The 25,824-nt window shown below is 59.0% G+C and carries 19 protein-coding genes and 2 pseudogenes; 14 read left to right on the top strand and 7 right to left on the bottom strand.

Annotated elements, in window-relative coordinates; all coding sequences use genetic code 11:
- Positions 1-88: 88 nt before the first annotated feature.
- The 6 genes from ACEN42_RS21830 to ACEN42_RS21805 all read left to right on the top strand — a co-directional run bounded on the left by ACEN42_RS21830 (position 89) and on the right by ACEN42_RS21805 (position 8,972).
- Positions 89-628, top strand: a complete 540-nt coding sequence (locus ACEN42_RS21830) for a MarR family winged helix-turn-helix transcriptional regulator (protein ID WP_371881440.1) — start codon at positions 89-91, stop codon at positions 626-628.
- 313 nt (positions 629-941) lie between these two features.
- Positions 942-1,988 (top strand): homogentisate 1,2-dioxygenase, encoded by a 1,047-nt coding sequence (locus tag ACEN42_RS21825; protein ID WP_371881439.1) that lies wholly within the window; start codon positions 942-944, stop codon positions 1,986-1,988.
- A gap of 206 nt (positions 1,989-2,194) precedes the next feature.
- Entirely contained in the window at positions 2,195-3,295 is a 1,101-nt protein-coding gene (locus ACEN42_RS21820) for a Gfo/Idh/MocA family protein (RefSeq protein WP_374191205.1), read from the top strand.
- 893 nt (positions 3,296-4,188) lie between these two features.
- Positions 4,189-6,666, top strand: coding sequence for an ATP-binding cassette domain-containing protein (locus ACEN42_RS21815; protein ID WP_371881438.1), 2,478 nt, complete (start codon positions 4,189-4,191; stop codon positions 6,664-6,666).
- A gap of 29 nt (positions 6,667-6,695) precedes the next feature.
- Positions 6,696-7,697: an ABC transporter permease gene (locus ACEN42_RS21810; protein ID WP_374191204.1), complete on the top strand. Its 1,002-nt coding sequence runs from the start codon at positions 6,696-6,698 to the stop codon at positions 7,695-7,697.
- Between the two features lie 204 nt (positions 7,698-7,901).
- A complete protein-coding gene (locus ACEN42_RS21805) occupies positions 7,902-8,972 on the top strand; it encodes a porin (RefSeq protein ID WP_371881436.1) in 1,071 nt (356 codons plus the stop codon).
- A gap of 109 nt (positions 8,973-9,081) precedes the next feature.
- On the opposite strand, the gene ACEN42_RS21800 is transcribed toward ACEN42_RS21805, so the two are convergent.
- From ACEN42_RS21800 to ACEN42_RS21785, 4 genes and pseudogenes are all read right to left on the bottom strand, one after another.
- The gene (locus tag ACEN42_RS21800) at positions 9,082-10,038 is read right to left on the bottom strand and encodes an alpha/beta hydrolase (protein ID WP_371881435.1); all 957 of its coding nucleotides are present in this window, start codon (positions 10,036-10,038) and stop codon (positions 9,082-9,084) included.
- Between the two features lie 1,076 nt (positions 10,039-11,114).
- A pseudogene (locus ACEN42_RS21795) lies at positions 11,115-11,414 on the bottom strand (IS30 family transposase); the annotation flags it as partial.
- Positions 11,415-11,909: 495 nt separating this feature from the next.
- Positions 11,910-13,289, bottom strand: a complete 1,380-nt coding sequence (locus ACEN42_RS21790) for an MFS transporter (protein WP_371881434.1) — start codon at positions 13,287-13,289, stop codon at positions 11,910-11,912.
- A gap of 23 nt (positions 13,290-13,312) precedes the next feature.
- A complete protein-coding gene (locus tag ACEN42_RS21785; RefSeq protein WP_371881433.1) occupies positions 13,313-15,064 on the bottom strand; it encodes an FAD-binding protein in 1,752 nt (583 codons plus the stop codon).
- 353 nt (positions 15,065-15,417) lie between these two features.
- Here ACEN42_RS21785 and ACEN42_RS21780 point away from each other — a divergent pair, with 353 nt between their 5' ends.
- From ACEN42_RS21780 to ACEN42_RS21760, 5 genes and pseudogenes are all read left to right on the top strand, one after another.
- On the top strand, positions 15,418-15,714 hold the full coding sequence (locus ACEN42_RS21780; protein WP_371881432.1) for a DUF4148 domain-containing protein: 297 nt from the start codon (positions 15,418-15,420) through the stop codon (positions 15,712-15,714).
- 319 nt (positions 15,715-16,033) lie between these two features.
- Positions 16,034-17,137, top strand: coding sequence for a Gfo/Idh/MocA family protein (locus ACEN42_RS21775; protein ID WP_371881431.1), 1,104 nt, complete (start codon positions 16,034-16,036; stop codon positions 17,135-17,137).
- An 861-nt stretch (positions 17,138-17,998) separates the two neighbouring features.
- Positions 17,999-18,190 (top strand): hypothetical protein, encoded by a 192-nt coding sequence (locus ACEN42_RS21770; protein ID WP_371881430.1) that lies wholly within the window; start codon positions 17,999-18,001, stop codon positions 18,188-18,190.
- Between the two features lie 77 nt (positions 18,191-18,267).
- Positions 18,268-18,612, top strand: a pseudogene (locus tag ACEN42_RS21765) (EmrB/QacA family drug resistance transporter); the annotation flags it as partial.
- Positions 18,613-18,840: 228 nt separating this feature from the next.
- Positions 18,841-19,029: a hypothetical protein gene (locus tag ACEN42_RS21760; RefSeq protein WP_371881429.1), complete on the top strand. Its 189-nt coding sequence runs from the start codon at positions 18,841-18,843 to the stop codon at positions 19,027-19,029.
- A gap of 1,148 nt (positions 19,030-20,177) precedes the next feature.
- Here the strand turns inward: ACEN42_RS21760 and ACEN42_RS21755 are convergent.
- Positions 20,178-21,212, bottom strand: coding sequence for an IS110 family transposase (locus tag ACEN42_RS21755; RefSeq protein WP_371881428.1), 1,035 nt, complete (start codon positions 21,210-21,212; stop codon positions 20,178-20,180).
- 212 nt (positions 21,213-21,424) lie between these two features.
- Between ACEN42_RS21755 and ACEN42_RS21750 the strand changes: the two genes are divergently transcribed.
- The 3 genes from ACEN42_RS21750 to ACEN42_RS21740 are packed head-to-tail and all read left to right on the top strand — an operon-like array spanning position 21,425 to position 24,763.
- Positions 21,425-22,243, top strand: coding sequence for a carboxymuconolactone decarboxylase family protein (locus tag ACEN42_RS21750; RefSeq protein ID WP_371881427.1), 819 nt, complete (start codon positions 21,425-21,427; stop codon positions 22,241-22,243).
- Positions 22,244-22,291: 48 nt separating this feature from the next.
- Positions 22,292-23,026, top strand: coding sequence for an SDR family oxidoreductase (locus ACEN42_RS21745; protein WP_371881426.1), 735 nt, complete (start codon positions 22,292-22,294; stop codon positions 23,024-23,026).
- A gap of 57 nt (positions 23,027-23,083) precedes the next feature.
- Positions 23,084-24,763: an FAD-dependent oxidoreductase gene (locus tag ACEN42_RS21740; protein ID WP_371881425.1), complete on the top strand. Its 1,680-nt coding sequence runs from the start codon at positions 23,084-23,086 to the stop codon at positions 24,761-24,763.
- Here the strand turns inward: ACEN42_RS21740 and ACEN42_RS21735 are convergent.
- Both ACEN42_RS21735 and ACEN42_RS21730 read right to left on the bottom strand, forming a co-directional pair.
- Positions 24,760-24,969 carry a hypothetical protein gene (locus ACEN42_RS21735; protein WP_371881424.1) on the bottom strand — a complete coding sequence of 70 codons (210 nt, stop codon included), beginning with the start codon at positions 24,967-24,969 and terminating at the stop codon, positions 24,760-24,762. The genes ACEN42_RS21740 and ACEN42_RS21735 overlap by 4 nt on opposite strands.
- A 138-nt stretch (positions 24,970-25,107) precedes the next feature.
- On the bottom strand, positions 25,108-25,767 hold the full coding sequence (locus tag ACEN42_RS21730) for a hypothetical protein (protein WP_371881423.1): 660 nt from the start codon (positions 25,765-25,767) through the stop codon (positions 25,108-25,110).
- Between the last annotated feature and the right edge of the window lie 57 nt (positions 25,768-25,824).

Here is a 25,824-nt window from a genome sequence, read left to right as displayed (position 1 = left end):
TAAGGGCTTTGAGGGTAGGGTGTGCCCTGACTATCGATTGTGCGGAGCGGATTCTGCCCCGGTTGGCCATACATAAAGGAACGTGGAAATGTCCAAGTCGAGTCTCAGCGCTGATGAAACAGCTTTGGATTGCAAGGCCCCTGCGAACGGATCCTCCAAGCTGTCCCCTGAAATATTTGATGACCGTGGCCGAACCGTCCCATGGATGACCAGGACGATGCGGCGGCTCTATGATGCAGAGGGCCAGAAAATCCTCGATAGGGAGAACCTTGCCATCTCGTACTGGTACTACCTCCGCGTGCTGGCCGAGCGTGGCATGCTGAATCAGCTCGAATTGAGCAAGCGAGTGGGTATTGCCTCGACGACCGCGGTGCCGGCGCTCGACAACCTGGAAAAACGTGGACTGGTGCAACGGATTCGGGATCCCAAGGACCGAAGAAAGTACTACGTCACGCTCAAGGACGAGGGTAGGCGGCTCGTCGACGGCATGTTGCCGCAACTCGTAGACATGATGTCGACGTCGCTCGACGGGGTTTCGGACCGGGACATGCAGGTGTTCTGGAGAGTGGCACATCAGATTGAAAAGAATCTGATCCAGATGTCCCAGGACGATACGACTCTGGACTGACTATCCGGAGCGAGTCGTTGCGACCGCGAGGTTCATCGTCACCTCGTAACGAGGGGGGCGGCTTAAGTGCCAACTCGCGATTCCGTATCGCCTAGGGGGATTCCCTAGTACTCTTGACGCGGGTTGTTCTCAGCTGCATCATTCGATGTAAATCGATCTATTTTACGGTCATCAAAAGCATGAAGCACATTGCGCTGATGGACCAGACGATCGAGTCGCGGGCACACCAAGTGCAACTGAATTCTTTTGCCGACATCGACCGGGTGACGTGTGTGGCGATGCAGGCGTGTTTTAGAGCGAAGGAGGTGGATAGATGAGTGGCAATCCGCATGATGCAGCGCCCCCGCCGGTTCAACTCTGGAGCCGTGATGGATTTCAAGGGGCGCTGTCAGTTGTCACCCGGCCGACGTACGCGCCTGAATATCTTTCCGTGCAGGGGCCGCACGCACCGCGGCGAGCCGTCCTTGATCGCTTGACGCCGGATGATCAGGACGACCCGGAGGCGCTTCCGACCACCGTGGCGACCTCCCGGCTGGGCGTCAGACTGCATGCGTCCGGACGGCGCAAGCCCATGCCATACGTGGTGCGCAACGTCGAAGCGGACGAGCTTCATTTTGTTCAGTCTGGCACGGTCAGGTTCGAAACCGAGGTGGGATGTCTCACCGCGACCGAAGGGGACTTCGTCTGCATTCCGCGTTCAGTCGCGTACCGATATGGACCGACGGGCGATGCCATGCGAAGCGTCATTGTCGAAAGTCCCTCGGCGCTGAAGCTCACGCCGCCCGCGCCAAGCGGGTTGCTCAATGTTGCGCGCGACCTGAAGTTTGCCGATATCGACCCCGCCATGCCGGCCGGCGGCCCGACGCGGCTGGTGCTGAAAACCCTCGACCCCGAGAACACGGTCTTCATGTTGCCGCATGATCCGCTTGCGCTTGGTGTGCGTCTGTCGGAGTCCGTGCCCGTATGGAAGCTGAACCTTGCCGATATCCAGGTTCACGCTTATCTGCCCGAGGGCGGCCCGCCTAGCCAGTTTCTGTCATCGAGCACGGGTGACCTGCTGATGTTCAATCTCAGCGCGCGTCCCGGAGGGCGGCCACCCGTGCACATCAACGCCGATTTCGACGAGGTGATCTGTTATGTGGGAGGCCCCGGCGCATGGGGCGGTTGCACGGAACCAGGCACGTTGACCTGTGTGCCAAAGGGCGTTATCCACCACGGGCCGTCGGAGGATGTCCCTGAGAGTTATCAGGCGTGGCTGCTGGAAACGCGCGCGACTTTGCGCTGGACACCGCAGGCCCTTGCCGCTGCGGAGTTGATGGAGACAGGCCAGTACAGGCCGCACCCGAGTTTGTCGAAATAACCGGCGTCGTATTCGCCGCTATCTCACCCTTTCCGGGCCGCATCGAGCGGCCCGGATGATGCGCTGCGGCTAATGCGTTGGCCGTCATGCGTATCAGCGGGCGCGCCGGGGCGGATCAAGTTCCGCTCGACATTCGCTTCGGTCACTACCTGCGGCAGGGCGGCAGCCGAATGCAAATCAAACGACTCAATGGTTTCGAGGTCGCAATGAAAAATCGTTTCCGAGTGGGTATCGTCGGAGTGAGCACGGGGCGTGGTTGGGGCACGACAGCTCATATTCCCGCGTTGCGCGCGCTGTCCGATGTATTCGAAACCGCCGGTGTGGCGAACACGAGTCTCGCAAGCGCAAAGGCGGCCGCTGCTGCTTTTGGCATTCCGCGTGCGTTCGAGAGCGTGGCGGAGCTAGTGGCCTCCCCCGATATCGACGTCGTGGCCGTAACGGTCAAGGTCCCTCACCATCGCGAAGTTGTCGCAGCGGCGTTGAAGGCGGGCAAACATGTCTATTGTGAATGGCCGCTCGGAACCGGACTTGCGGAAGCGACCGAGCTCGCGGAACTCGCCAGGCGCAGCAAAGTGCGGGCAGTAGTGGGCACACAGGCCACCGCGTCGCCTGAGGTTGAAATGGTACGCAAGATGGTGGCTGACGGGTACGTAGGCGACGTCCTGTCGTCGACCTATCTCGGCAGCGGTCCTACCTGGGGCGATGAAGTCACGCGCGGCGATTCCTACGTTATGGATTCGCGCAACAGCGCAACTATGCTGGCGATCATTGGTGGGCATGCAATTGCCGCCGTGCAAAGTGTGCTCGGCCCGATCGACGAGATAGCGGGCGTGCTGTCGCAGCGCCGCAAGAACGTGCGCATTGTCGAGACCGGAAACACGATTCCGATGCAGACGCACGATCATGTGATGGTCAATGCCGTTTTGAATTCGGGAGCGCCGCTGTCGCTGGAAATTCGCGGCGGCTTGCCGCGTGGCATCCGGCTGTTATGGGAGATCAACGGCACGCTTGGCGATATACGTGTTACCGCGACGAATGACGAGGTTCCCGTCATCAATATCACGCCGTTGCGCGTGGAGGCGGGCCGGAAGGGAGATCAGGGCTATCGGGCGTTAGAGGTCGAAGAGGCGCACGACTTTGAATTCGTTGCTTCGCGAAATGTGGCCGCCATCTATCGGCAAATGGCCGAGGATCTCACTCGGGGGACCAGCGTCGCACCTGATTTCGATGACGCGGTAGCGCTCCATAACATTATCGATGCCATCGAGAAATCCGACCAGACCGGCAAGCGGGTGCGAATCGACTAACGGCATCCAGAATGAAGATTCGTTGGTGCTTGCCTTAAAGGCGGATGCCGGCTGCTTGAGTGGAATCCAATCCACTCTTGCCAAACATCGTGTTCCTCAACCACAGCTCTGCTCGGCATATCGTCACGTCATGCCGCAGTGCGCTTCGACGGCATGAGCGCGGCGCGGATCTCGCCGATGCATTCTGTCGACGTCGGCCCCGTGTCCCTTTACTGTCGCCCCGGCAGCCAACCTTAAACCACCGATCCTGCCACCGGGTTGCTTGCAAGTTAGTCCGGATACCACCCCCAGTTTACCTGGCGTGGGGCGTAATAGGGATCCGCCTCGTTATGAATCTCTTCCCGTCGTCACTTACTTCGATGAAGTAGATGTGGCGCGGTCGTCCATGCGTGGCGCACTTGGTTGCGCCATAGAACCCGCAGTCGCGGCGGATTTGAGACGTAAGCCGAGTGATCCCCGACATTCGTGACGCGGCTAGGGAGATTCCCGAGGGTCATTGACTTTGTTCAATTTCAAACACATCATCCTATATAAATCGATCGCACTTGGAACGATTGCGATCGAAAGGATCTGAATCGGGCGCACTGAGGTGTTCCGGCCTCGTATCCAGCAATTCAGTGCTCGTATATACGATATATAGAAATTCGTAATACTAACAGAATATTTGAAGCCGTCCGGGCAATCTATCAGGCGCAATGCTTTGAGCGCGGACTGGTGGATTGCAGTTGATTCGTGCTCGTTCTATGGCGCGTGTAGAGACAGCCTGCCCGGTCTACTTGCTGGTAGGTGCTCGAGCGGGGACATGAACGACATGATTCAGCAGCCGGGTCTTGGGCTATGCCCGCGAGCCAGAGTGCGAACCACATCCCTTTGTTTATTTTCGAGTTATCGCCATGAATGACCAGAAAACGCTGTTGCAGGTCGATGGTGTCACCAAGATCTTCCCCGGGGTCCGGGCGCTCGACAACGTCACGTTCTCGGTGGTCGAGGGCGAGGTACACGGTCTCGTTGGCGAGAACGGGGCGGGAAAGTCCACGCTCATGGCCGTCGCGTCCGGTGCTCTTGTTCCGGAAATGGGGCGTGTCTTGATCGATGGCAGAGAGACGCGAGGTGACACGGAGGAGGCACGCCGGTTGGGGCTGGCTATCGTACGGCAGGAGCCGGCGCTTATGCCCGATCTGACCGTAGCGGAAAACCTCTATCTCGGCGTGCCTGCGGAGCAGCGTCCGTCCTTGATGGAGGTCGCGCAATGGGCGCGAAGCCTTCTGAATCAATGGAGCGACGATGTTGCGATCGATGCGAACGAGCGCGTGGTGAGTCTGGGCCCCGAGCAGCGGTTCATCGTCGAAATCGTCAAGGCGCTTGCTGCAAAGCCCAAGGTTCTGGTCCTTGACGAACCCACAGAACATTTGCTGGCGGAAGACGTCGACCGTTTGTTCGAGCGCATTCGCAAGATAACGACTTCGGGTTGTTCGGTCGTCTATATCTCCCACAGGATTCGAGAGGTACAGAGAATTGCGCATCGCCTGACCGTTCTTCGCGACGGCCAGGGCCAGGGCACCTACGAAGCCGCGGGCCTCAGCGAACAGGAAATTGTCGAATTGATCGTCGGTGGTGCGCTCGATCGCGACTTCCCGGCCAAGGGTGAAAACGGCGGCGCAAACATCATTTTCGACGTGAACAAGTTGCGTAGCGCCGGTTTCACCGACATATCGCTACGGGTCAGAAAAGGCGAGATCGTCGGCCTCGCGGGCATCGACGGCAACGGCCAACGAGAGTTCCTGCGTGCTCTTGCGGGGCTGACGCGAAGCCGCGGCAGCGTCACGGTCGTCGGCGTTCCCGCCAAACTTCGCAACTCCCAGGCTGCCGCCGGTTCGGGCATACGTTATCTGCCGGGCGACCGTCATCGCGAGGGGATTTTTGGAGACTTGTCGGTTCGAGAGAACTTTTCGATTCGAAGTCTCCCGTTCGATTCGATCAAGGGTTGGGTGAGCCAGCGCAGCGAAGCCAGGCGTGGCAGGGATGCCGTGACACGATTCGCAGTCAAGACGCCGTCTATCGACACGCCTATTCGTACCTTGTCTGGCGGTAACCAGCAGAAGCTGGTGCTCGCGAGCGTGCTCGCCAGTCACCCCAGGGTGCTATTGGTCGACGAGCCGACACAGGGCGTCGACATTGGTGCGCGGATGGAAATCTATAAAGTGCTTCGCGGGGCAGCAGCGGCAGGCACCGCCGTCATTGTCGTTTCGTCGGATGCGCATGAGGTGGCGGGGTTGTGCGACCGCGTGCTCATCTTCTCGCGCGGCCATGTCGTCAAGGAATTGGATGGAAACGCCGTCAGTGAGAACAACATCACCTCTGCCGTGCTGACTTCAACTACCGAGCGGGAAAAGGGCGCTTCCGGTACCTCCGGACTCTGGAAGTGGGCCGCCGGGGACTGGGCGCCGCTCGTGATGCTTGCGGTTGCAGTCTGTGCGCTCGGGCTGTATGCGTCGCACGTCAATCCGGCTTACCTTTCTGCGCGCAACCTTGGGGGCATGCTGGCGCTCGTGGCGACTCTGGCCATCGTCGCGTACGGGCAGCAGATACTCATGCTAGTCGGAGGAATTGATCTTTCGGTCGGGCCGCTCATGGGGCTGATCGTCGTTATTCAGTCGTTCTTCCTGAACGACGGCGCTTCGCTGGGTCATCAGCTTTCAGGCTGGGTGATCGTGTTGCTCGTCGCCCTCGCCGTCGGGCTGGTGAACTGGATTCTGGTGGGCCCGTTCCGGTTGCATCCGATGGTGGCGACACTCGCGACGTACATGGCGCTTCAGGCGGTGTCACTGCTCCTGCGCCCGGTTCCGGGCGGCTTGATTGCGGACCCCATCGTGGAGTCGATCGGCGCCCAGATCGGCGGCGTACCCGTCGTCGCGATCGTGGCGCTAGTGGCTGGGGTTGTGCTCGAAATTGCGTTGTTCAAGTCGAGGTTCGGTCTCACGCTCCGTGGCGTGGGCTCGCGCGTGGAAGCGGCGCGCATGTCTGGCGCGCGACCTCAACTGACGTCGCTCGCCGCCTATATGGGGTGTTCCTTCCTGGCGGGCGTCGCTGCAGTGCCCATGATGGCGCAAGTCGGATCCGGCGACCCCAATGCCGGCATCAACTACACGCTCGGAAGCGTCGCAGCGGTGGTGATCGGCGGTGCGAGCCTATTCGGCGGACGCGGTTCCTTCGTCGGTTCACTTCTTGGTGCGCTCCTCATCATTCAGGTCAATGTCGTCACGTCCTTCCTCGATATCGGGGATTCGTGGCAGTCATACCTCCTCGGCGGGATGATCCTCACATCAGTCGCGCTCTATTCCAAGAGCAGGGAAATGGCGGTGGCGAAATGAGAAATTCAATGCACAACCAGGCGGAAGTTATGTCGGAATTCCTTGAGTCCTCGAAGTCGGAAACAAAATCAAAACCCGCGCGGCTGGCCGCGTTCGACGAATTCTCGTGGATTTGGGTTGGGCTGATCCTGCTCTTCGCGTGCAGTTCCATCCTTGCGCCGGGCACGATGACGCAAGGCTCGATTCTTGCCATGCTTCCGTTCGCCGGAATTCTTGCGATTGTCTCGACGGGGCAAACTCTGGTCATTCAGCAGCGCGGGCTCGACATGTCCGCAATCGGCACTGTTTCGCTCGCGGGCATTGTCATGGCGAAAACAGGATTCGCGTTCGATTCCATTGTGCTCGCCGTCATTCTTACTGTCTGCGTCGGCGGGTTTATCGGAATCGTAAACGGTACGCTGGTTTCGAGGGTTGCGATTACGCCATTAGTAGCGACGCTTGCCGTCAACGCGCTGCTGATCGGCTGCGCACGATCGTTGACCGGCACGGTTCCGATTAACGTTCCGACCGTGATGCAGACCATTTCGCATGCTCAGTTCTTTGGACTGCCCGCCAACGTCTGGTTTGCTTTCGTGTTCGTGACGGTCGCATGGATCATTACACGCAAGACCACGGTAGGACGCCGGTTCGTTGCGGTGGGGGTGAACCAGCGTGCCGCCGAAGCCGCAGGCGTCAATGTTTTGAAGTACAGGATTGGAGCGTACGTCGCCTCTGCCGTTTGCTTTTCCGCGGCGGGCATGCTGCTCGCCGGATTCATCGGCAGCGCGTCGCAGACTTCGGGTAACGACTATCTGCTGCCTGCGATCGCGGCGGTGGTGGTCGGAGGTACGCCGTTCACGGGCGGCAGAGGAAGCGTCGTCGCGAGCGCCGCGGCTGCGCTATTCATGGCTCAACTTGGTCAGCTCGTTCTGGCGCTCGGGGCCGGCCCCGCTGTTCAGCTCCTCGTCCAGGCATGCGCGATTCTGTTGGCCACGACAGTACGTCACTTTCCGGGATTCCTGCGCACATTTAGCAGGTCCAGGAGGGAGTAGTTTGATGCCGCGTCCGCCCGAAAGTTCGTTAAGCGTTGGGCGAGCCGGCAGATAGAAATGCGCGTCAGGCGGATCCAGGCGATTGAGCGGCCATACAGATCTTTCTGCGCGAATCAGTGGGAAGACCACGAAGTTCGTCCGGTGCGGCCCCGAGAGAAGTGTCCGCGTTAGTCATGGAGATCATAATTCGTTAAGGATTGCAAAATGATGAAAATAGCAATAACCGCGGCTTTGGCGGCCGTCGGGATCTGCAACGCAAATGCACAGAGTTCTGTGACCTTGTACGGGCGCGTTGCCGCGGGCCTTGATTTCGTCACCAACGTTGCGACGCCAGACGGCCAATCGAAGAACAATTTCAGGTTCGGCAGCAATCAATATGGATATAGCTGGTTCGGACTGAAAGGCGATGAAGACCTTGGAGGAGGCTTTCACGCGGTCTTCAAGCTCGAAAGCCTCTTCACTTCCGGCACTGGTCAGATCCCGCCCGACACGATCTTCACCCGAGACGCCTACGTCGGGTTGTCTCACGACCAGTACGGAAGTATCTGGTTCGGACGGGCCATGAGTCTCACGGACGAAACCGGCTGGTACCTTGACCCACTTGGCGAACAGGTGGGAACCGGGATTGCAAACTTCGCTTACGGGCGAGCGTGGGGTCCGCGATCGAATGTTATCACTTACAACTCGCCCACTTGGGCTGGTTTCTCTTTCCGGGTGCAGGACGGTTTCGGTAACGAAGCGGGTAACTTTCGGGGAGGGCGGCAGTTCAGTGTAAGCGCCCAATACACGTCGGCGGCTTTCGCGGCTTACGGCGTATATGAAGAACTACGCGACGCCAATGGGAAGTTCTCAGGTCTTTATACCGCGTCACGTGAATATATGGCTGGCGCCACGTACACGCTGGGCCCCGTCAAATTCTACGCCGGCTACCAGCAACTCGTCTCGTCGGGCCAGGACACCGTGGCCGACACCTTCAATCCGTTCGCGGCGACGCGCAGTCAGCAGGAGTGGATCGGTGCGTTTTATCAGGCGACCCCCGCTCTTGCGCTGCAGGCCGGTTGGTATCACGGAAATGTCAACCATGGCGGTGGCACGGGCAACCTTGCGGCGCTCGGAACAACCTACTATTTGTCGAAGCGAACGTTTCTATATATGACGGTCGGCGCCATGTTCAACGGAAAATCTTCGGCGTTCCCGGTCGAGACGGCCGATTCACAGCCGCTTCCTGGACACAACCAACAAGGCGGCTACTTGGGAATCATGCACTTTTTCTGAACGAAACTGATGACGGTTTCTCGCGATCGAAGATCGATCGACGCGACGTTCGCGAGATCATGATCCCGAACGTCGACATGGTCTGTCACATGCAGGCGTCTTCGGTCGATCAACCCACACAGGTGAGTTTCTCAATGAGGAACGTGCCGATGGCGTCGAGAGCCTGCGCAGAAGCCTTCAACGTTCCGACGCTGCCAGCGAATCCGTGTGCCATGCCCAACCAGACGTGCACCCGCGCATCGACACCTGCAGCGACTGCGCGCTGGACATACAGGCGTGAATCGTCCAGCAAGACTTCATCGTCGCCAACGTGAACTCGGACTGGCGGCAAGCCAGTCATTGCCGCGTGGAGCGGCGAGGCCAGGGGGTGTTCGGGATCAGCATCCCGCAAGTAGGCATGGACGAGTTCTGCTACCTGCGCGCGCGTGAAGAGCGGATCGGCTTCCGCACGAGATTCGTAGGTCGGTCCGGAGAGCGTCAAATCCGTAATCGGAGACAAGGCTACCGTGGCTACTGGTGTCGCGCTTGCGGCGACTTCTCCGTTGGCGATGCGCGAAGCAAGAACCAGGGCAAGATTGCCACCCGCCGAGTCGCCGGAAAGCGCAATCCGAGACACAATTTTAGCGAGCCCGAGATAGCATGCCAGCACATCATCCGGCGCAGCGGGAAACGGATGTTCGGGCGCCAGCCGATAATCCGGGACGAAAGCTTTTAGTCCGCTCCTCGCGGCAATCTGGGCGACAAGGTGGCGGAATGCAAAGGCAGTTCCAAAGTTGAACCAACCGCCGTGCAGATGCAGTATCGCTTCGTCAGGTCGGCGATTTTCAGGGTTGACCCAGAGCCCGGGAATGCCTCCAACCGAGCCAGATTCAAACGTCACGCCGTTGTAGGGCAGAACGCGCTCCATGATCGCATCGAACACATCTCGTCCCTCGACTCCCCATCTCATGCCTTTGCCGGAACGGGAGATTGCATACATCGATTCGGTTAGCTTCGCGTCTTCGGGATCAAGAGGGTGTGAAACGACGAAGCTGCTCGATGGATCGCCATAAGACGAGGTTGTCATGGTTAGCTCCTTTGCCCAGCGATTGATTGTCATCTTGACCTGAAAAAGGATCAATTGAAGTCACAGCAACAATTTGACCATTGGGACGGTGTGTCGACAAGTCGAGAAAATGCGAATTTTTGTTCCCTAGTAGAACGACGGGTATCGGTCGTGCGCGTGATCGAGTACGGAGAGCACCGACGTGCGGCGCAACTACGGAAAACGTTTCCCCTTCCTGTATCGATCTTTTCGATCCAATTCGGTTTGTGCGTGCCGGTCCTCCCGATCACCCGCGTCTGAATGTGCTCGAGTGAGAACATGACAGCTTTATCGCAGAGCTCGACTGAGCAACCTAACCCAGTGAGAGTCATGCGCACACCGGCATCCATATACGAATTGGGATCTTCTATCCCGTCCGTGATCGCCCGAGTGCAATGCGCCGTTGCCCCGTCAAGAAAACGCCGACCGCATCGATTCGCTCATAGTGAAACTGACCGGTCGCTTTACCATTCCGCAACTCGAGGGTCATGTATCGCGCGACCAATGCATTGTGGGACCACGCGTCAATTCGTGTTACGTATGCTGCCCACGTCGGATCGATGAGAGCACGGAGCAGAAAGAGACGGAACCCTACTGAGACCCGCTGCCAAGGTTCTACAAGTTCGCCGAAGAGGGGAAGGATATCCGTGGTCATCTGATTATTCAGTTCTTCCGCTGTCACCGGCATCACTTCGTCTCATGAGGTGAAATGGTTTTAGAGCGTTGCACGAGATATGTTCGCTTAACGAATAACGTCATCGATCACCGGCCTCGATGCACCGCGGCGCACGTACGCCCGCATTGCGGCGTCGAGTAGCCTGGTCCGCATCAAAAATCGCTTTCTTTCAAATGAGCTTGTTTGAGGGTTCACGGACTCTCCTGTCTAAGATCGGTTGTCCGATTGACGTTTTGTCATCCTGACAAACTCACGTAGCAAAACCCCGTACACGTATCGGTTTGACTTGCTCGGAAAACTCCGTCCACATATATTTTCATCGTCCGCAAATGATACGTTCATCGATCGATGGCGTTCAATCTTTTTGTAGCCGAAGATTGGATGGGGATCGGAGGCGCGTGCTAATTGAATCGCGCGGAAATTCGGTCGAGCGTGATGCGATCTGCCCGCGTCGGTCGGTGCCGCGCGAGCGGGACATGCGGGTACTGTGACCGTGGCGCAGGCAGGCAATCAACTGGCGGCCCAATTCGCCGCGCGGCTGAGCATAGATAGCCGTGTAGATGGTTTGATGCGATACGTGCTGGGTCGGGTCGGTCGGATACATGCGCCTAAGTGTGCCCGGTATCTGCTGTGGAGACCACTTCCAGTCCAGCAGGGTGAGCACGACCCGCCAGCGAGCGCCCTGCATGCAACTGCGAGGTTCGTGTCGTCTGTGTGCGACGTCGATGTGGGACAGATCGTTCGTCTTTCATGGCAGAGTCACATCGGCTTCCGGTGATGTGCACGTCGACACGAACTGAGAGTTCCATTACGTAGAGGGCATTAAGCCAGGCAGGAAATCCTTGTCCGCTCCCGTCTTTCAGCAGCTACGTTTCACGAAATATCGTTATACATAGTATGCGTAGTAGGATCGTGCTACATCGGATGGAAATAAATTGAAGAATACGTTTTTGGGCTTTCGAAGTCAAGAACGATGGGGATCTGCCGACGCGCCTGCGAAAGCCAACACGTCCCACAGTCCGATCAACGTTCCCGGGATCAATGTTGCAGAGACATACGCGACGAGCGGTTGCTCACGATGAAATCAAAAAAAGAGCCCGCACAGAGGCGGGCAGAGTCCATGCTCAGACGAGCATGGCGGAGACGACCTTTGGTCTGCGCGGTCGGTTCAGAGGGACTAGACTTGCGACCTTTGCGTTCGATGATCGATGGCCCTCGCGACATCATGCGACGCCGAAGCGATTTGCGGCCCTGCGATGTGCTTGATCAACACGGCAATGCATGCGAGTGCTGCAGCGACCGCAACCGTGATGAACACTCCCGCGAAACTGAAATGGCGGCTGATGAGTTCGGCGACAAGCAATGAGCCTGCGATTCCGCCGAAGCGGCCGATGCCCAGCATGCAGGCAACGCCGGTGCCACGACCTTCGGTCGGGTAGAAGGCTGCCGCAAGTGCATTCATCGAGACCTGTGCGGTATTCAGCAACACGCCTGCCAACAGTACGGCGGGGACCAGTAGCGCCAGGTTTCCGACTGTCTGTCCGATGTACAAGAGACTGATTGCCGCGAGCCCGTAGCAGCCGGCGATCACGAGATTCGGGTTGAACCGATCCATCAATGCGCCGCACACGACTGCGCCGACACCGCCCAGCGGGAAAAGCACCGATACCAACGTCGCGCTTGTTGCGCTCAGACCCGCGTCGCGCAGCAAGATCGGCATCCAGTTGATTGCGGCGTAGCAGACCACGAGGCCCATGAAGGCCGCCGTCCAAAGCATCATCGAACCGAGGACGTACAGTCGCGACATGACGAGGCTCAACCCTTTGAGTCGGGTCGACGGTGCGCTCTCGGTCAGTGTGAACCTGTCTGCATCGGCCGTTCCCGGGCCGATTTGCGCAAGAACGGCACGGATGCGGGGAGCGGGTTTTCCGTTCGCAACCATGAACCGCACCGATTCCGGCATTGCAATCATCAGCATCACGCCGTGAAGGATCGGAATGAGCCCGCCCACCGCCAGGACGCTGCGCCAGCCCGCGTGGGGAATCAACCATGCTGCCAGCAGTCCACCCACGGCGGCGCCGAGCGGGAAGCCGCAGCACATCAAGCTTGTTATCGTGGAGCGACGTTGGGTCGGGCTGAAATCGTCCGCCATGGTGACCGCGTTAGCCATCGCGGCGCCCAGCCCGACGCCGGTGACGAACCGCAGCACCGTCAATTGGCCCACACTCGTCGCAAATGCGGATGCGAAGCACGTGACGCCGAACAGGAGCACAGCCGCAACCATCGGCACGCGTCGTCCGATGCGGTCGGACATCGGGCCGGACAGAAGGGCGCCGAACGCCAGCCCGAGCAGAGCTGCGCTCAGAACTGGCGCCAGGGCGGGCTTCGCGAGGTGCCACTCGCCGAGCAATGCCGGGGCGATGTAACCGATCGCCGCCGTATCGAAACCATCCAGAAGTACGATGACGAAGCACATCAGCAAGACGCGCTTCTGGAACTTGCCGAAGGGATTCGCGTTGATGAACGTCTGGACGTCGACGATCGATTCATGTTTCATGGATGTCTCCAGCGGAGCCCGGATCAGGCAAGTTTCACGTTTTGGTCGGCTGTTGAACCGATCTCAGGATTGACGTCTTCCTTTGAACGATCGCTCCTTGCGAGCGCCATCGCGACAAGATAACCGAACGTCAACGCCGGGCCGAGCGTGATGCCCGCGCCGATGTAATGTCCGCCTACCGGCGAGTTCATGTCGTTGCCGCAGGCGTACAGACCTGGAATCTGCTGGCCGTCATCGTCGAGCACTTCTCCGTGAGATCCCGTCACGAGGCCGCGGCTCGTACCGAAGTCCCCCGGCATCAGCTTGACGGCATAAAATGGGCCTTTCTCGATGGGGCCGAGACAAGGATTCGGCGCGTGCGTCGGATCGCCCTTGTACACGTTGTATGCGGACGATCCCTTGCCGAAGTCCTCGTCGATGCCGGTCTTCGAGAAGCGGTTGTTGCGCTCGACGCTTCGCTCCAGTCCTTTCGCATCGACGCCGATCTTGCCGGCCAGTTCAGCGAGCGTGCGACCTCGGACCAGGTAGCCTGACTTCTCATGGCGCTGCAAAGACAGACTGCCGGGCAGGATCATGCCGATTCCATACTTCTTCACTGTCGCGGCATCGGCGATCAGGTACGCGGGAATTGCGCCTGCCTCGAACATGCCGAGCGTGAACGCGTGATACGAAGCGGCCTCGTTGGTGAAACGGTTGCCGTCCTTGCCGACCGCGATGAACCCAGGCTTGGGACGGTCAAGCATGAAGTGCCCCCACAACTGCATGTTGCCCGCCTTGTCCGGATAGACGGACGTCGGAACGTAGAAACCGGTGTCCCGAGCGTTATGGTCGAGTCGCCCGCCCACTGATTCACCCAGTCGAAGACCATCGCCGATGTTGCTCGGAAGTCCCAGTCCGAGTTCCACCGTGGGTTGGCGAGAGTGCTCCCGACGCATGGCCTGATTGCCCGGATAGCCGCCTGTCGCGATGACGACGCCACGCCGGGCGCGGACACGGATTGTGCGGCCATCCCGGGCGACTTCCGCGCCGATGACTTTGCCATCAACGGTAATCAGGCTGGTTGCGGACGCCCGCAGCCATATGTCGATGTTCCGATCGAGCATCGTCTTGTATAGGCGACCCGCAAGTGCGTTTCCACCGACGAGCCGCGTGCCTCGATGATGGTTCAACCGGTCCACGGTATAGCGCGCGAAGCGCTTCACTACGTGAACGAACGAACGCGCCGAGCGGGTGAAGGAAAGGAAGTGCAGAAGGTCGACGAGGTCGAGCATCATCCCGCCGAATGGTGCGAAGGCAGGAAGCGGGGCGCGCAGGTTATTGAAGTTCGGTCCGAGCTTTCGGGCGTCGAATTCGATGGGGGCATGCGCGCGTCCGAACATGCCCCCCGCCAGTTCAGGGCTATAGTCCGGGTACTCGACGGCTGCGACCTCGAGTTCCGAGTTGCGCAGCATATAGTCGAGCGCGACACGGCCCTGTGAAATATAGGCTTCCTGTAACGAGCGGTCGACTGTGTCTCCGACCGTCGCGGCGAAATATTGCTGTGCCTTGTCGACTGAGTCCTTGAAACCGGCGGACCGCATGGGCGTGCTGTCGACGAACCACATCATGCCCACCGACCACGCGGTGGTGCCGCCTATCTTATCCGTCTTCTCGAGGACGAGCGGCACGAGTCCTTCATTCTTCGACACGATAGCGGCCGTCATCCCGGCCGCACCCGATCCCATGATGATGACGTCGACCTCGCGGTCCCAATCATGTGTCGCAACCTTGTCCATCGCATTCGTCCTGTGTCAGCGCTTCTGCGCAGAGCCGAGTGAGTTGGCCCGGTACGGATTCGTCAAAATAGGGTGCGCCCGGCAACTGCGCAAACAAAATCTATGTCAAATAATGCGATATAGGATGAATTGTGTCAAGCGTTCTTGACTCTCCCGTGCTGGAGCGCAGCACAGTGTCATGGGCGGAATTGATGGTCGCGACCAATCGATCTCATCTATTGTTGACTGTGAGGAAACGGATAGTTGGTGAAATTAGTAGTTACCCGAATCAAAGTTGCGAATTAGACTTCGCTTCACACGTGGCCGGATGGTTTTCGTAGCGCCACGCACAACAATCGATTGAGGTAGATCCAATGAAGTCGTTCGCAGGAGTGGTCCTTTTGGCCGCCGCGGTTGCAGTACCGGTGGCATCGTTCGCACAGTCCAGTGCTGGTCAGCCGACCAGTCGTGCGCAGGTGCGTGAGGAGTTGAAGCAGCTCGAGAAAGCGGGCTATGACCCGCATGATTGGGTGCACTATCCTGAGAATATTCAGGCAGCGCAAGCGAGGGTGGCGACACAGAACGCCACCGCGCCAGGCACGGCTTCGAGTTCGGCATTTGGCGGGGCGTCAGACGGAGCATCCCGGTCGGGTGCAGCGAATGGTTTCTGAAATCGTGACTTAACACGCGGCGCGTGGCATGTGTGAATTGCGGCTGAGTCCTTCCTGCTGGCATCAGCAGACAAGACTCAGCCATTTCGTTTGTGCCTCCGTGAATGCCCGAAGCTCCTCTCCGCGCTCTTCTTGACCTCATCAATTCGATATCGTATCATCCGTAAACGGTCTAATCTTCGGCGATATTGTCTTTCCGTAGCCGCCATTTCGAAACAAGTTCGACTGTGTCCTTGGATCAGGGCGCTGGGTGTCCGAACCTCCGTCAGGCATCGACACACGTTCAAGAATCGCATTTCTGAATGGTTCCGAGGAAGCTATGAATAGGCGTTTCCGTGTGGGAATCGTCGGCCAGATCGACGGTCGCAGGGGCACTGAAGCTCACATTCAAGCGCTGCGTGTCCTTGCTGACGACTTTGATATCGCCGGCGTTGCGAACCCCGGCCCGACAAGCGCGCAGGAGGCCGCCGCCTTCGGGATTCCTCGGGCTTTCGACAGCGTTGCAGAACTTGTGGCGTCCGACGACATTGACGTGGTGACGTTCACGGAGCATGTTCCGCGTCATCGCGAGGTGGTCGCGGCGGCGATTGAAACCGGAAAGGATATCTATTGCGAATGGCCGCTCGGAGCCGGGCTGACTGAGGCATCAGAGCTTACGCGGCTGGCAAATGAAACGGGTGTGCTTGCTGTGATCGGAACGCGAGCGATCGTGTCACCCGAACTCAATTATGTACGACGTCTGGTTGCAAACGGGTTTGTTGGCGACGTATTGTCGTCGACGTATCTCGGTGCCGGTTTCGGATGGGGCGATGAAGTCGTGCACACCGACGCCTGTTCAATGGGCTTCAAAGATGGTGCGACGCTGCTTTCCGTCATCGGTGGGCATGCCATCGCTGCGATACAACGAGTGCTCGATCCCATACAGGAAGTTGGCGGCACGTTGCCGCGAAGTCGAGGGATCGTAAAGGTCCGAAAGGCGGCGGGAACCGTTCAGATGAGAGCGTCAGACCATGTAATGGTCAATGCAATTCTTGAGTCCGGAGCCCCGTTGTCGCTGCAACTGCGCGGCGGATTTGAGCATAAAGCTGGCTTGCTATGGGAGATCAATGGAACAAAGGGAGACTTGCGTATCACCGCGGAAATGGACGAGATACGCGTAACCAACCGTTTCCCGGTGCGCGTCGAGTTGGGCCGCAAAGGGCTGAATGGTTACCATGAAATCGAGGTGCCGCGAACGCATGGTTTCGGCCTCGATGAGGCTATCACAGCCGGAAATTTAGCGAGTATCTACAGGTTGATGGCAAACGACCTGCGCAACGGCACCCACACAGCGCCCGACTTCGACGACGCACTTGTACTTCATATGACAATCGATGCGATCGAGCAGTCGGCCAAGATGGGACGACGAGTACGAGTCGCTTGATGAGCATGGGCGTCGAGTTCCGTCCGACAGTGCGAAGACAAACGCTGCATCCGGGGTGATTTCCCTGGACGGTGGTCGAGGAAGCCAACCCCCGGCGCTGCCGCACCGAAATCGATGCCGAGCAACTATGGCGGCGCCACCCCGGCCGGAAGACAGCAGGTCTCCGCGCCCGACGCAATCATCTGCCGCGCGCGCACGATCAGCGCGCGCTTGCGGCGCCCGATCCGCTCAGACAGGTAGCCTACACCGGACCGCGGATCAGCCAGTCGAGCGGAATCATGCTCGAGCGATCGGACGGCCTCTCGTGGTCGACGGGAGGCACAGCAGCGCGGGCCCTCGCTAGGTAATTACCCTGACTATCTTGATAATTCTATTCCGTGACGTATCATTCGGTTACGCACGATTCGTCATCGAAGATTCGGCATCTGCAATGAAGTCTAGCGGCACTGGACGGATCGAGGGCTCGGAATGACGGACGAACGTTTTAAGAGCGCCGGATCCGCCTTGCTCCGGAATACAGCCGGGCGTCGGGCACAACGTGGGCTTTGGGTCTGAAGCTGAAGGAGCGAGAAATGCGCGGCAACATAATCTCCCTGCGGAGCGTGGTCGACAAATGGATGGCCCCGACGTCGGCCTCGTCCATCCGCTTCAACCGGTGCACTTACTCGACGCTCAGCCATACGCGTTGTGTGCGTGCGGAGTCTCTCGGCGCGTCAGGGCGCCTCGCGATCTTTTTTTTCCGGCACGACGACGGTTCTTGGCGTGTCTTTCCGCCTCCTTCGGCGCGGCCGATGATGCGCTCTGGCCTGGAGGCCATCTGACAAAGGCCTGCACACGCGTCAGCGTTAAAGGGGAATGGAAATGGATATCGAAAAGATCGCGCGCGATTCGGGCCTGCTAGTCGTGCTTGATGGGCGGATTGGCCGCGAAGAGTACAAAAGCGTATGCGGATCCTTGCACGCGCTTCAACGCTTTGCTGACAGCGTCTGCGAGTTGCTTTCACGCGAACCTCGCGCCACCTCCATTGATCGGTTGCGCGAATGGGGACGCTGAGGAACACCAATCATGTGCGCGAACATCAATAGCGTCTCTACCGATTGGTTGAAGAATATTGCTCTCCGCCTGTTCGGGCAGTGATTTTGGCACCGATCGTCGGACGCCTTTTACCGCGGGTTGACGCGCGGCTGATCGCCACGCTTGCCTTCTACGGCTTTGCCGGCGTATTTTTCATGCGAGTGAACTTTCTGACGACGATCGACAGATTTCACCTGATTGTCCCCACGCTCCTGCAAGGCATTCCGACGACGATGTGGTTCGTTCCGCTGACCGCTATTATCCTTTCAGGACTGCCGCCCGAGCGCATAGCAGCCGCTGCAGGACTATCGAATTTCGTCCGGATATTCTGCGCCGCCGCCGGTACTTCAATCTCTGCGACGGTCTGGAATGACCGGACGATCCTCCATCATGTGCAGGTCCACGACGTGCAGATTTTCTGGCTTGCGGATATGACCGACGCCGAGGTCTGGGCGGCAATCGACAAATGAAGGAAGGCCAAACATGCGGCGGTTCAGTTCGACGTACGCGGGGAGCCCGGAGAGTACGGACACTCGGTGTTTCTTAAACCAGGCGTACCGCTGGGGACCTATCGAAACGAGCGGTTCCGCAATGAGCCGCCTCCGCCAGTCGAACGTATTTGGCGTGCGATGACTGACTTGGCCGACAGCGGAATCCTGCAGCAGCAGGCAGAAACCGACATTGAGGGAATTCCGTTGCGTCGAGTTTTCGTCAATGTACTGTTCACAGAGCGGTTCAAGCCGCTTGTCGACGCCAGCAAGCTTGTCGAGATGCCGATGCATGTACAACCGGTCTTCCGGCAGGCAATCATCTACTGAGGGCAATTCTCATCTCTCTGAAATGCGCGGCCGGTGGTCGCGCGTTTTTTCATTGCCTATCTTGGTCGATATTGTTCTGGCAGGCATGCTAGACATGGCCACTGGGATGCCCGCGCCGATGATTCGGCGAGAACAGGAGGCGGGCGAGTAATCCAGAAACATACACTTTTCGGACAGGTTGGTGGGTGTTTCACACGCTATTCGGACAAGCCGGCTCGGCCGATGGTCGGAATCGCTCAGGATCCGGACAGCACCTCTGATCACGGAGGAGGCCGCGAGGTCGTCCAAGGCCTTCGTGTAACGCGAAGAGCGTCTCGCCTCGCCGACCCGTTCGAACTAAGCATCAGCACATGCTCTGATGCCGTTCGGTCGAGCATTGGGCTCGGCAGAACTGAACGAGCCGCGTGCAAGGTCGCTCGCTCTCAACTCCGTTCGCGGCGTTCTGCCGATTTTCCCCTGGTTGCCCCGATGCAACAAAGCGAACGGCAGCGCTCGTCACGACGCGGAAAACCGTCTGCGGAGGACGCCGCCGCACGGAGGGTCTCGGGATCAGCGTGGCGAGAAGAACCATGCAGCCAATAGAGCCGCAGCCAAAAAGAATTCGCCACCAAAGATGGTCGCGCCAGTCCACGCGGTGATGAAGGAAGCCGCCACCAGCTTGAGTTCGGCCCCGCTGTCGCAGGCACCGGCTCAAAGGTTCGGTGCTGCCCGCCCGCGCTTTCCCCATTGCCACACCGCGCCGACAAGCATCACGATAGCTGTGCCGCACGCGACGTAGAGGGACGCCTCCGATACACCCGATGGTCGACGCCCATCAGCAGCCGCCGTCGTGCATATTCCTCGCGCATCCGCGAAAGGTCTCGGCAAACACCATGCATGGACGCCCCCGGTTTGCCAAGCTCTCATCTGCGACGGTGTGAAGGTTAAGATTGCAGCCATGCATCCGGACTTCGCTGTCCGGCGCAAGCCGGCGGTCCCTGATGGAATTTGCTGGTCGGGGTCTCATCAGATTTGCGTGCTGTCGCGCACACCGGTGTTTTCAGACTTTCCGGACCACGGTCTAACCTGTTCTGCCATCACGTAATGATTGCCCAGGCAATCGGCTGAAGTCTCCTGCTGTTCGTTATTCGATGCGGGTATTGCTGAGGTTAAACTGCCATTTTTGCCGCCGCGTAATCGCTCTCGAACTCGCGACTGCGGGCCAGGAGTGCCCATACGATCCGTGCATTTTTGTTTGCGAGTGCCACGGCTGCGACATTCGGGTTTCGCCGCTGTAACAGGCGCTGCAACCAATCCTCTTTCTGCTCCTTGCGACTGGCAGCCTGAATTACTGAACGCGCGCCGTGAATCAGCAACGTTCTCAAATAGGTGTCGCCTCTTTTACTGATACCGAGTAGCACGGTCTTGCCGCCGCTGGAGTTCTGCCGGGGCACCAGACCAAGCCATGCCGCGAGCTGACGCCCGTTTGAAAAACTCTTTGCGTCGCCGATCGAGGCAATCAATGCACTCGCGGTAATCGGCCCGATGCCGGGCACCTTCGCGAGCTTGCAACTGGCTTCGTTCTCGCGGTGCCACGTTTGAATCTGCACCTCCAGCTCCCGGACCTGACAGTCGAGTTCTTTAAGGTGTTCCATCAGGCGCTGAATCAGCAGCCGGAACGATCCCGTCAACTCGTTGGTCGCATCTTCGAGCAACTCGGGTACCCGTCGGGCAATGTGGGAGATCCCTTGCGGGACAACCAGTCCGAACTCACTAAGCAGACCGCGTATCTGGTTGGCTTGCGCAGTACGTGCCCGCACGAAGCCTTGCCGGACACGATGTAGCGACAGCACCGACTGCTGCTCAATGTTCTTGACCGGCACGAAGCGCATATTCGGCCGCGCGACGGCTTCGCAGATCGCCTCGGCGTCGGCCGCGTCGTTCTTGTTCGTCTTCACGTAAGGCTTGACGAATTGCGGTGCGATCAGTCGCACGGCATGCCCCATGGTCTCGAGTTTGCGAGCCCAGTAGTGCGCGCTCCCACAGGCCTCCATCCCGATCAGACAGGGCGACAGGTTTGCGAAGAACGTCGTAACCTGATCGCGTTTCAGTATCTTCTTCAGTACGGCTCTGCCATGCTCATTCACGCCATGCACGGCAAAAACAGTCTTCGCCAGATCGATGCCAATTGTCGTAATCTTCATGGTGGGCGCTCCCCTCGTTCAGGTGGTTGCTTTAACACTTCCACTTTGGCACATCGATGCCGTTTCGGGTGGGGGCGTCCATTCCATTAGATTTGACAATACTCTTGGCGATACTCCGGAAGTATCACCCCAAAGGCATTGGCGCACCCTCGCTATCCTCGCTATCTTTCACGGCAAGCCGTAATGTGGCGGCGCGACTTCGAGAGGAAAAGATGCACGACGCTCAATCGACCTTGACGCTGGGTCGTCAATACCTTAAAGCCATCGAGCAGTCCGAAGAGCCCTCGATAGTTGAGGCGCTAAAAGAGATCGCGCCCGACCTCGCACGCATGGCGATCAGTTTCGCCTACGGAGAAATCTACTCCCGGCCCGCGCTCGACCTGCGGCAGCGTCAGCTTGTGACGGTTGCCGCGCTTGCGGCGATGGGCGGTGCGGACCCGCAACTGCGCTTTCATATCGCGGGTGCGCTGAACGTCGGATGTTCGCCGCGCGAAATAGTCGAGTTGATGATTCACCTAGTTGTTTATGCGGGCTTTCCCGCCGCGCTGAACGGCGTATCGGCTGCACGAGTCGTGTTCAACGAGAAGCACATTGAGGTCGCTCCCGTCACGGTGCGGCCCAGTGCGACGCGTTACGAGGATGGCGTGGCAGGACTGCGGGCCATCGACGGTGCCGTCGGCGAAGGCGTGATCGAATCGTTGAACGACATCGCGCCGGACCTCGGCCGCTTCATCGTCGAATTTGCGTTCGGCGACGTCTACTCGCGCAGCGGTATTGATCTCGTCGTGCGCGAATTGATTACGGTGGCCGCCCTGGCCGCGATGGGCTCCGCGACGCCTCAATTGAAGGTCCACATGCACGGGTTTCTCAATGTCGGCGGGACGCGAGAGCAACTCGTCGAGGCGGTCACACAGATCGCAGCGTATGCCGGGTTCCCAAGGGCGATCAATGCGGCGCTCTCGGCGAAGGAAGTACTGCACCACCGCGACCAGGATCGCGTCGACGCCGGAAAGCAACGTGACCCAGTGTAGGTAGCCTCGGTCCGCAATCTGCTCAAGACACTCTCGGAGAAAAAAACCATGAGCAACATAGAAGGAAAAATCGTCGTCATCACCGGCGCAAGCAGCGGAATCGGCGAAGCGACGGCGCGCCTGCTCGCGCAACTCGGCGCGCACGTCGTCCTCGGCGCGCGCCGCGTCCGGCAACTGGAATCACTCGCCGCATCGATTGCAGCGAGTGGCGGGTCGGCCCGTACACGTTCGCTCGACGTCACGAGTCGCGAGGACATGCAGGCGTTCGTCGAATTTGCGAAGACGGAGTTCGGACGCATCGACGTGATCGTCAATAACGCGGGTGTGATGCCGCTTTCTCCGCTTTCTTCGCTGAAGGTCGACGACTGGAACCGGATGATCGACGTCAACATCCGCGGTGTCTTGCATGGCATTGCCGCGGTCTTGCCCGCGATGGAGGCACAAGGCTTCGGCCAGGTTATCAATATCTCATCGATCGGCGGCCTCTCGGTCTCGCCGACGGCCGCGGTGTACTGCGCAACCAAATTCGCGGTGCGTGCGATTTCGGACGGCCTGCGTCAAGAAACAGACAAGTTGCGTGTGACGGTGGTTTGCCCCGGCGTGGTCGAATCGGAACTTGCCAATAGCATTTCTGACGACACTGCCCGCGACGAGATGAAGACATTCCGCCGCATCGCCATACAGCCGGATGCGATTGCACGCGCGATTGCATACGCGATCGACCAGCCTGAGGACGTCGATGTTAGTGAAATTATCGTGCGCCCCACTGCAAGCCCGTTTTGAATCAGACTCAAGCTATCAGCAGGGTCACACGCTTCGCCTATCTTGTGAGGGGTTTCCATGAGCGACACGCCTTCAGGCCGCTTCGAAGAATTGGTTTCTGGCGGCAGCCGTCACTATCAAATTTTTCCAACGCTTGATGAAAAGCAGATTACGGTGTTGGAGAGATACGGTGAACGACGCAAGTTGAAGACCGGAGAGGTACTGTTCGCCGAAGGTGATCGGCACATTCCCATGTTCGTGATCGTATCGGGAGCAATCGAGGCGACGCGAGGCTCCGGAGACGGCATCCATGTGCTCGGTACGCACGGCCCCGGCATCTTCACCGGCGAGGTCGGAACGCTTGCCGGCCGCGCCGCGGTGGCAACGGCACGTGCGATCTGCGATTGTGAAGTCATCGTTATCGATGAGGAATCGCTGCGCGAGCTCGTCATCGCGGAAGCCGAGCTAAGCGAAACGATCATGCGTGCATTCATCCTGCGTCGGGTCGCGTTTACTCAGGACCAGAGCGGGGGCGTTCTGGTGATTGGTAGTTCGGTGTGCGCGAACACGTTCCGTCTCCGGCATTTTCTGAGCCGCAACGCGCAGCCTTCTGCCTACTTCGACATCGTGGAGCACGAAGAAGCGAAGGCGCTTCTTGAACGCTATGACGCGACAGACGCCGACATACCAGTGGTCATCACGCTGCAAGGTGAAGTGCTCAAGCGCCCGACGCATCGAGTCGTGGCGGACGCCATTGGTCTGAGTCCCGACAGGCTGAACGATGAAAGGTTCGATGTCGTCGTGGTCGGCGCAGGACCGGCAGGTCTTGCCGCTGCGGTGTATGCGGCGTCCGAAGGGTTGAGGGTCGCGGTTCTGGACACGAAAGCCCCGGGTGGGCAGGCAGGCACCAGTTCGAAGATCGAAAATTACTTCGGCTTTCCGACCGGCATTTCGGGTCCGGCCCTGGCCGGCCGCGGCTTGTCGCAGTGTCGCAAATTCGGCGCCGAAGTTGGCGTGCCGATTGAAGTCCTCGGCATCGATTGCGAGGGCGCGCCACCTTTTCGTCTCCGGCTCAATTATGACGAGCAGGTATATGCCCGCGCGGTTGTTATCGCCACTGGCGCGCGATATCGGAAACCGGCGCTGGATCGCCTTGAGCATTTTGAGGGGCGCGGAGTCTATTACAGCGCGACGTTCATGGAGGCGGCGTTCTGCACCGGTGAAGGGGTGATCATCGTTGGCGGAGGAAATTCGGCAGGTCAGGCAGCGGTTTTCCTCGCGGGATTTGCGCAGCACGTCCACATCGTAATTCGCGGAGACGGACTCGACACAAGCATGTCGAACTATTTGATCAGGCGGATCGAAGCGATGTCCAACATCACCGTTCATCGGCGGTCGCGCCTCGTCGAACTAGACGGCGAGGCGAGACTTGAATCGGTCACATGGGATCGGCAAGGGACGGTCGAACAAACGCCAATCCGGCACGTCTTCATGTTCCTCGGTGCGCAACCCAACACCGATTGGCTCGGCGATTGTGTTGCGCTCGATAAGCATGGCTTCGTGCTCACGGGACCCGACGCTGGTACAGCGCGTGCATCGGACCGGCCGCCTCGTCATCTGGAGACGAGCCGACCAGGAATTTTTGCAGTGGGCGACGTTCGTAGCGGCTCAGTGAAGAGGGTCGCGTCCGCTGTTGGAGAGGGCGCCGCCGCACTACAGTCTCTTCATCAATATCTGGCCTCTATGCGTGACGCTTAGCCGCGAGGGTGGTCTTCCGATGACGCAATCCGGACGAAGTTTGGATCGCCGCTCCCGAGAAGCGTTTCGTAATCGATGTCGCCGATCACTTCAACCTGATCGTGGTAGTCGAGGTCGAACTCGGAACCCGCGACTTCGTTCAGCGGGGTGAAGGGGCAATCGTTGACCCGATTCCGCTCGAGTCCGTCCTCGAAGATATTGATCATTTCATTGGACCTTGTTTGTGGATGCGGGCGCGGTTTGGTATCCGCATCCCCGTTGGGAATAGTGAATTCCTGTAACGGCTATGTCGAGTGGACGTCGTTCTGAAGACCGCGTCACTCAATTCCAAGACGTGAAGGGCATCAGTCCAGCGTGGCGCGAGCCAGGAAGGGGGCGAGCAGTTCCCGCGCGATCTCTGGAGTCACGACGTCGGCGGGTGCAAGCTTTTCATAGGTGTAGCTCTCCGGGTCGTCGTAGATACGCTCCGCGATGAGCTTTGGTTTTGGCTCATTCGTGTACGTAAAAATCTGGAAGAGGTGGTGCGTCATCAGGTAGTGCGCCGCGGGGTCCGCGTCGATGCCGTGATCCTCGAGGCATACACCGGGCACGACGTGGGTCCACACGGCTTCAGTCGTGATGCCGTAGTCGTCGACGCCCATGTTCATGGTCCGAGCACCCATCACGTTCTGGCGCGTTTCGGCGGCTTCGCGATAGAAGCCTTCGACGGCTGTCTTGCCCGTCAGAACGTGCATCTGGCGCCGATCACCGACGCGGTACATGGGCTCGTCGACGGTGAGTTCGGGAACGATGATTTGATCCCAATACCCGGCCACTTCCAGCAACAAATGGCGGAGGTAGTTCCTTAGCATGGCCCGGTGATGCGGGTTGGTGGTCTTGTGGAGAAACGCTTCGACTTCCCGGGGCCATTTCGTTACGTCGAAGTGTACGGGGACGTGCATCAGTGTCAGCGCGTCGGCCGTGGGCATTTCTCTGCCTGGCGCCGCAAGGGTGGCGTATTTCATGATTGTCTCCTATACGTTGTGAGGATCAGATTCAAAAGATGCACGGGCCAGCGGGCC

The organism is Caballeronia sp. S22 (assembly GCF_964261745.1).
GTDB lineage: Bacteria > Pseudomonadota > Gammaproteobacteria > Burkholderiales > Burkholderiaceae > Caballeronia > Caballeronia jiangsuensis.
The sequence above is the reverse complement of the archived record's forward strand: the minus strand, read 5'-3'. Positions and strand labels throughout refer to the sequence as shown.

What these genes read in the sequence shown, in the direction of transcription:
- ACEN42_RS21830 (WP_371881440.1), top strand. Translation starts at nt 89, where the DNA reads ATGTCCAAGTCGAGTCTCAGCGCTGATGAAACAGCTTTGGATTGCAAG.
- ACEN42_RS21730 (WP_371881423.1), bottom strand. Translation starts at nt 25,767, where the DNA reads ATGAAATACGCCACCCTTGCGGCGCCAGGCAGAGAAATGCCCACGGCC.
- ACEN42_RS21770 (WP_371881430.1), top strand. Translation starts at nt 17,999, where the DNA reads ATGGATATCGAAAAGATCGCGCGCGATTCGGGCCTGCTAGTCGTGCTT.
- ACEN42_RS21805 (WP_371881436.1), top strand. Translation starts at nt 7,902, where the DNA reads ATGATGAAAATAGCAATAACCGCGGCTTTGGCGGCCGTCGGGATCTGC.
- ACEN42_RS21755 (WP_371881428.1), bottom strand. Translation starts at nt 21,212, where the DNA reads ATGAAGATTACGACAATTGGCATCGATCTGGCGAAGACTGTTTTTGCC.
- ACEN42_RS21780 (WP_371881432.1), top strand. Translation starts at nt 15,418, where the DNA reads ATGAAGTCGTTCGCAGGAGTGGTCCTTTTGGCCGCCGCGGTTGCAGTA.
- ACEN42_RS21735 (WP_371881424.1), bottom strand. Translation starts at nt 24,969, where the DNA reads ATGATCAATATCTTCGAGGACGGACTCGAGCGGAATCGGGTCAACGAT.
- ACEN42_RS21775 (WP_371881431.1), top strand. Translation starts at nt 16,034, where the DNA reads ATGAATAGGCGTTTCCGTGTGGGAATCGTCGGCCAGATCGACGGTCGC.
- ACEN42_RS21820 (WP_374191205.1), top strand. Translation starts at nt 2,195, where the DNA reads ATGAAAAATCGTTTCCGAGTGGGTATCGTCGGAGTGAGCACGGGGCGT.
- ACEN42_RS21810 (WP_374191204.1), top strand. Translation starts at nt 6,696, where the DNA reads ATGTCGGAATTCCTTGAGTCCTCGAAGTCGGAAACAAAATCAAAACCC.
- ACEN42_RS21825 (WP_371881439.1), top strand. Translation starts at nt 942, where the DNA reads ATGAGTGGCAATCCGCATGATGCAGCGCCCCCGCCGGTTCAACTCTGG.
- ACEN42_RS21745 (WP_371881426.1), top strand. Translation starts at nt 22,292, where the DNA reads ATGAGCAACATAGAAGGAAAAATCGTCGTCATCACCGGCGCAAGCAGC.
- ACEN42_RS21815 (WP_371881438.1), top strand. Translation starts at nt 4,189, where the DNA reads ATGAATGACCAGAAAACGCTGTTGCAGGTCGATGGTGTCACCAAGATC.
- ACEN42_RS21800 (WP_371881435.1), bottom strand. Translation starts at nt 10,038, where the DNA reads ATGACAACCTCGTCTTATGGCGATCCATCGAGCAGCTTCGTCGTTTCA.
- ACEN42_RS21790 (WP_371881434.1), bottom strand. Translation starts at nt 13,289, where the DNA reads ATGAAACATGAATCGATCGTCGACGTCCAGACGTTCATCAACGCGAAT.
- ACEN42_RS21750 (WP_371881427.1), top strand. Translation starts at nt 21,425, where the DNA reads ATGCACGACGCTCAATCGACCTTGACGCTGGGTCGTCAATACCTTAAA.
- ACEN42_RS21760 (WP_371881429.1), top strand. Translation starts at nt 18,841, where the DNA reads ATGACTGACTTGGCCGACAGCGGAATCCTGCAGCAGCAGGCAGAAACC.
- ACEN42_RS21785 (WP_371881433.1), bottom strand. Translation starts at nt 15,064, where the DNA reads ATGGACAAGGTTGCGACACATGATTGGGACCGCGAGGTCGACGTCATC.
- ACEN42_RS21740 (WP_371881425.1), top strand. Translation starts at nt 23,084, where the DNA reads ATGAGCGACACGCCTTCAGGCCGCTTCGAAGAATTGGTTTCTGGCGGC.